This window comes from Chthoniobacter sp., from assembly GCF_040003245.1.
GTDB lineage: Bacteria > Verrucomicrobiota > Verrucomicrobiia > Chthoniobacterales > Chthoniobacteraceae > Chthoniobacter.
The window spans coordinates 1-5,970 of sequence record NZ_JBDUCX010000332.1; the positions used below are offsets into that span (position 1 = coordinate 1).

At 62.4% G+C, this 5,970-nt stretch carries 6 protein-coding genes; 4 read left to right on the forward strand and 2 right to left on the reverse strand.

What is annotated here, in order from left to right:
* A partial coding sequence (locus tag ABJF10_RS28615; protein WP_348548020.1) for a hypothetical protein occupies positions 1-287 on the forward strand: 287 nt, incomplete at its 5' end.
* Positions 288-295: 8 nt separating this feature from the next.
* Here ABJF10_RS28615 and mgtE read toward each other — a convergent pair.
* Positions 296-1,678: a magnesium transporter gene (gene mgtE / locus ABJF10_RS28620; protein ID WP_348548021.1), complete on the reverse strand. Its 1,383-nt coding sequence runs from the start codon at positions 1,676-1,678 to the stop codon at positions 296-298.
* A gap of 102 nt (positions 1,679-1,780) precedes the next feature.
* On the opposite strand from mgtE, the gene dnaX reads away from it, so the two are divergent.
* The 3 genes from dnaX to ABJF10_RS28635 all read left to right on the forward strand — a co-directional run bounded on the left by dnaX (position 1,781) and on the right by ABJF10_RS28635 (position 5,110).
* The gene (gene dnaX / locus ABJF10_RS28625) at positions 1,781-3,571 is read left to right on the forward strand and encodes a DNA polymerase III subunit gamma/tau (RefSeq protein ID WP_348548022.1); all 1,791 of its coding nucleotides are present in this window, start codon (positions 1,781-1,783) and stop codon (positions 3,569-3,571) included.
* A 13-nt stretch (positions 3,572-3,584) separates the two neighbouring features.
* Positions 3,585-3,899 carry a YbaB/EbfC family nucleoid-associated protein gene (locus ABJF10_RS28630; protein WP_348548023.1) on the forward strand — a complete coding sequence of 105 codons (315 nt, stop codon included), beginning with the start codon at positions 3,585-3,587 and terminating at the stop codon, positions 3,897-3,899.
* A 191-nt stretch (positions 3,900-4,090) separates the two neighbouring features.
* Entirely contained in the window at positions 4,091-5,110 is a 1,020-nt protein-coding gene (locus ABJF10_RS28635) for an AraC family transcriptional regulator (RefSeq protein WP_348548024.1), read from the forward strand.
* 128 nt (positions 5,111-5,238) lie between these two features.
* Here ABJF10_RS28635 and ABJF10_RS28640 read toward each other — a convergent pair.
* A partial coding sequence (locus tag ABJF10_RS28640; protein WP_348548025.1) for a response regulator occupies positions 5,239-5,970 on the reverse strand: 732 nt, incomplete at its 5' end.

Below are 5,970 nucleotides of genomic sequence, written 5' to 3' on the forward strand. Positions count from 1 at the left end.
AAGTCGTCTGCTTCAGCTTACCCAATTCTGTCCGAAAAATCGATACAGGCTCAGAGCGGGCATTTCCTTGCACGGCGCAGGAAGTGGGCTTGGAAGGGGACGTGACGAAAATCGCCTACGACACTGCGGTCGTCAGTCGGGGATTTGCCGGCGCCCCTGTGGTGGATGCGCACGGTCGTCTGACGGCGATCGTGACCGGTATCGGCGAAGAAGAAATGAACGAAAACGGCGCCGTGACCTGCCTCAATGTGGTCGGCGCGAAGAGTCTGCTCCGGCCGACGCAATAGCCCGGGTTTTAGAGCAGGGTACCGTGGAGAATGACCCGCGCGACGTTGAAGTAGATCAACAGCCCGGTGACATCGACCAGCGTCGCGACAAAGGGAGCGCTGGAAACGGCGGGGTCCAGCCCGAAGCGTCGCAAAACAAAAGGCAGCATCGCGCCGGTCACCGAACCCCACATGACCACGCCGATCAGGGAAACGCCGACCGTGAGGGCGATGACCCAGTGGTACTGCCCGTAGTCGAAAATATGCAAAAACTGCCACAGCGAAATCCGGAAAAAGCCAATAAGGCCGAGGATCACACCCAGAGACAGTCCCGCCAGAAGCTCCTTGCGCATGATGCGAAACCAATCCCGCAGGCGCACCTCGCCGACTCCCATCGCCCGAATGATGAGTGTGGTGGCCTGCGACCCGGAATTGCCGCCGCTCGACATGATGAGCGGCAGGAACATGGCCAGCACCGTGGCCTTGGCGATCTCTTCGTTGTAATTCTGCATCGCCGTCGCCGTAAGCATTTCACTCAGGAAGAGGATGATCAGCCACGTCGCGCGCTTTTTGATCATGCGGGGCAGCGCGATGGTTGTGTAAGGCTCGTCGAGGGCTTCCATACCACCCATCTTCTGCATCTCCTCGGTCGTGACCTCTTCCTGGATGTCGAGGATGTCGTCCACCGTGACCATGCCGAGCAGCTTTTCCTCCGAATCGATGACCGGCAGAATGGCGCGGTCGTACTTTTTGAAAAGGTCGTAAGCGGCGCTCGCCTGGTCCGTCGCGCGCAAGGCGACGAATTGGTGGTCGCGGAATTCGGAAACCAGCGTGGTCGTGGGTCGGATGAGGAACTCGCGGATGCGGACGTCGTCGATCAAGCGGCCGTGGTCATCCGTGACGTAGATCACATTGAGTGTCTCGGAATCGCGGCCAAATTCACGTACGTGGTCGAGCACTTGGGCGATAGTCCAGGACTCGCGCACGGTCACGAACTCCGGCGTCATTAGGCGGCCCACGGTGCCGTCGGGATAGTTGAGCAGCGATTGGGCGACGGCTTTCTCCTCGGGCGAAAGCAACTGGAGCATCTGCGCCACGGCGGCGCCCGGCAGTTCCTCGAGCAGCGCCGTGCGATCGTCGGGCGACATGTCGTTGAGGATGCGCGCGGCCTCGATGTGGCCCATGGCCTTGAGGATCTTTTCCTGGGCCTCGGTATCGAGGTACTCGAAGACCTCGGTGGCCATGGCATGGGGCAGCAGACGGAAGACGATCGCCTGCTCGTCTTCTGGGATTTCGGTCAGGCACTCTCCGATGTCGGCCGGCGCCCAGTCGGAAAAGGCCTCCCGGAGCGCCGCAAAATTGCGCTCTTCGATGAGTTCTTTGATTTCCGGGCCGATGAGGTTGCCGAGCATGGGGGCAGGGAAGCACCGCATCGCGCCTTTTGCCAATGGCCGAGTGTGAAAATTTTACGCGCGCCCCTTTTCAATCCGTGCCGACCCATTTAGCCTGCTGTTGTGAGCTACACGGTTTTCGCCCGCAAATACCGACCCCAGACGTTCGACGAGATCGTCGGGCAGGAGCATATCGTGACGACGTTGAAGAACGCGATCGAGCAAAACAGGCTCGCACAGGCTTATCTTTTCGTGGGTCCGCGCGGCACGGGCAAGACGAGCACCGCGCGCATTTTCGCCAAGGCGCTGAACTGCATCAACGCGCCGACCACGAATCCCTGCGGCGTGTGCGACATGTGCAAGGAGATCGCCGCCGGCAATTCGCTGAATGTCATGGAATTCGACGCGGCGTCGAACACCCAGGTCGACAAGATCCGCGAGATCATCATCGACAACGTCAAGTACGCGCCCACGCGTGGAAATTACAAACTCTACATCGTGGACGAGGTCCACATGCTCTCGAATTCCTCGTTCAACGCCCTGCTGAAGACGCTGGAAGAGCCGCCCGCGCACGTGAAATTCATCTTCGCGACGACCGATGTGCAGAAGGTGCCGACCACGATCATCTCGCGCTGCCAGCGGTTCGACTTGAGGCGCATCCCGACGTCGCAGATCGCGCAGCATTTGCTCTACATTGCGGGCAAGGAAGCCATCGCGCTCGAGCCGGCGGCTGCCGAGACGATCGCGCGGGGTGCGGAGGGTGGCTTGCGCGACGCGGAGTCGATGCTCGACCAGCTCGTGGCCTTTTGCGGCGAGAAGATCGGCGAGCAGGACGTGCTCAATATTTTCGGGTTCACCGCGCGGCAGACGGTGGCCGAACTGTGCGACCATCTCATTGCGGGCCAGACCGGGGCCGCACTCGCCGCGATCCAGGGACAGGCGGAAGCGGGCAAGGACCTGAGCCGGCTCATGTCGGATCTCATCGAGCACTTGCGCAACCTGCTGGTCGCGCAGAGCGCGCCGGAGACTTTGCACGAGGATCTCAGCGCCGAGGCCGTCGCCGAACTCACTGCGCAGGCCGGGCGCGTGGGGTCGGACAAGCTACTGGCCCTGATCGAGCAATTCGCCGACGCCGAGGGCCGGATGAAATGGGCGGCGAACAAGAAGATGCATTTCGAGATCGCGGCGATCCGCGCGATCCAAACGCTCGGCCAGGCTACGCTCACCGAGGTGCTGGATACGCTGACCGCGATGCGCGGCGGCGGCGCACTTCCGGAGCGCCCGGTCAGGAAGGTGGAGACGCCCACGCCCAAGACTCCGCCGCCTGCCGCCTTGGAAAAGAAAGCCGAGCCCAAGCCCGCACCCATCGCGCCTCCGCCGGCGGCCAAGCCTTCACTGAGTGCCGTGGTTGCCGCTTCGCTCGACGAGAAGAAAGCACCCGCACCCCCACCAGCACCCAAGCCGGTGGCCAAGGTGAGCGAGGAGCCGGCACCGCAGCCCGAAACGAAGCCAGTTCCCACGGAAGCGCCGGCCGTTTCCGCGGAGACGATTTGGCCGCAGTTGATCGCGCGCGTCCGCAAGGAACGGCCGCTGATTTCCGAATGGGTCGAGGCCGGGCAACTCGCCGAGATCGCCAAAGGCGTCGCGGTGTTTGCCTTTCCCCCGGAGGCCGGGCTTGCGCGCGACTCATGCGAGCGGGGCAACAATCGCACCTTCCTGGAAAAAGTGCTCAGCGAACTGGCGGGCACGCCACTCACCATCAAGACCGAGACGAAGGCGGGACTCGTGGTCGAGAAACTGGCGCGCGAGGAGGCCAGGCCCGAGCCGAAGATCGATCCCATGGAAGCCTTCAAGAACGACCCGCTCATCCAGAAAGCCCTCGCCGAATTCAAAGCCGAAATCCTCCCCGCCTAAACCGAACACCATTATGAACCTCAAGAAAATGATGCAGCAGGCCGCCAAGATGCAGGAGCAACTGGCGCAGGCCCAATCCGAACTCGCCGACAAGACCGTGACCGCCACTGCGGGCGGTGGCAAAGTCACCGTGACCGCCAACGGCGCCGGCGAAGTGCTCTCCATCAAGATCGACAAGACCGTGGTCGACCCCGAGGACGTGGAGTCGCTCGAAGACCTGATCCTGACCGGTGTGCAAAAAGCCATCGAGGAGGGCAAGGCGCTCCAGCAGTCCGAGATGGGCAAGCTCACCGCCGGCATGGGGCTACCGCCCGGGATGGGCTTTTAGCCAAGGACGGGAAACGCGGAAAAAGGCGGAAAAAGGGGCGTATTCCGCAATGGAGCCAATGGAGCCCACACAGCCAATGCACCCCATGGAGCCAATAGGGCCCATGGGACTTGGCTGATCGCGCGCAGCCGCCCTTACCCATTCCCAAAAGCGGTTGACGGCAGGTTGCTATTGAGACTTAATCTCATCAAATGCTCTGGCCGGATACTCCTTCGCCCTCGCCTGCCTCTTTCCGTCCGACGGCGCCAGGGTCGGCGGCGGCCACCGTGCGCCTCACGGAGCAGGCGGTTTGGGAGGGGGTGAACGGCGTCTGGCGACCGCTGGACGGTAGCTTCTTTGGCGGTGGGGTGAGCATCGAATGGCACGACTTCCGGGTGGACGCCGACATGGATTGGGCGCGCAGTTTTCACCCCGGATGCCTGGAGATCTGCCTCAACTTCTCCGGCTCCGGCACGCTGGAGGATGGCGCCGCCGCGCAGCGCATCGAAGCGGGCCAGGTCGCCCTCTACACCACGCATCCGGGCCGGCCGAAGGCGCAGCGCGCCGCCGGTTCGTGGCATCGCTTTCTCACCTTGGAAATGGGCCGTGAATTCCTGCGCACCCACTTCGATGCCAACCGCGAGCGCTTGAAGGAGCCCGTCTGCCGTTTCATGGACAGCACGGGCGCGCCGCCCGCGTGGCTGGAGATCATGCCGCTGCCGCCCTCGCTCCTCGGCACGCGCATGGAACTCCTCCAGCCGCCGGTCCCCGAATCCGCGCGCCCCATGTGGTATCGCGCCAAGGTCCTCGAAATCCTCGCGCAGACCCTCTTCGTCGCCGACACCGCCACCGAGCTCTTCTGCCATCGCCACCAGCGGCAAAACCGCGAACGCATCGATCGCGTGCGCTACCTCATCGAGCGCGACCTGGAGAATCCGCCCTCGCTCGAGATGCTGGCGAAGGAAGTCGATTGCAGCCCGTTTCATCTCAGCCGCGTCTTCGCCGAGCAGGCCGGCATGAGCATCCCGCGCTACCTGCGCACCAAGCGCATCGAGCGCGCCGCCGAGCTCTTGCAAACGGGCAAGGCGAACGTCACCGAAGCCGCGATGAGCGTCGGCTACAGCAGTCTGAGCGCCTTCAATAAAGCCTTCGTCGAGCAGATGGGCTGCTGCCCCGGTTTGTATCCCGCGGTGAAGATTTCGGGGCGCAGGGCGCGCGGGCCGAGAGCCTAGCGGGACGGCGGGGAGGCACCTCGTCTCCCCCGCAAGGGCCAGACGCCAGGCAAGAATCGCAGGTGGGTCAGCAATTTATCTCCAGGTGACACGCGCACGCGGATGGTCATCCTGCTTTGCTACCGGAATTAGCGTTTCGTCCGGCCCAAGGCCTGCCGCAATGTCTTCAGGAGTGCTTCCGCTGTGTAGGGCTTCGGCAGAAAATGTTTCACACCCAGGCTGGCGACCTTTGCCGTCTCGCTGTTGGCAGCCAGTCCGCTCGCCGCAATAATTGGCAAATCGGGATTCAGCCGCCGGAAGACCTGAATGGTTGCCGGGCCATCCAGGACGGGCATCATCATGTCCGTCAGCAGGGCGGCGATCTCCTTTCCTCGCAAGGTGAATATGGAAATCGCCTCCACGCCGTCCGCAGCTTCCACCACGTGGTAGCCAAAACTTTCCAGGGTTTGCCTGGTGATCTGGCGCACGGAGGATTCGTCATCGACCACGAGGATCAATTCCCCGTTGCCCCTCGGCAATTCTGCTTCCACTCGGACGCCTGACTCTAGCGAACTTTCGGAGAGCGCTGGGAGGTAAACCTTGAAGGTCGTGCCACTCCCCAGTTCGCTGTAAACGTGAACGAATCCGCCGTGGCTTTTGACGATGCCCAGCGACGTGGACAGTCCAAGCCCGGTACCTTTGCCAATTTCCTTGGTGGTGAAAAATGGGTCGAAGATCTTTTCGATGATCTCCGGCGAGATCCCCTGGCCGTTGTCTTCGACCTGGAGCAAGACGTGGGGTCCTGGTTTCGCGTCGCTGGTCATACCCGCGTAGTTCGCGTCGATCGGAGCAATCATCGAGAGAATTGCATTCGAATTCAA

Coding starts and splice junctions, on each gene's coding strand:
- mgtE (WP_348548021.1), bottom strand. CDS start 1,678: ATGCTCGGCAACCTCATCGGCCCGGAAATCAAAGAACTCATCGAAGAG.
- ABJF10_RS28630 (WP_348548023.1), top strand. CDS start 3,585: ATGAACCTCAAGAAAATGATGCAGCAGGCCGCCAAGATGCAGGAGCAA.
- ABJF10_RS28635 (WP_348548024.1), top strand. CDS start 4,091: ATGCTCTGGCCGGATACTCCTTCGCCCTCGCCTGCCTCTTTCCGTCCG.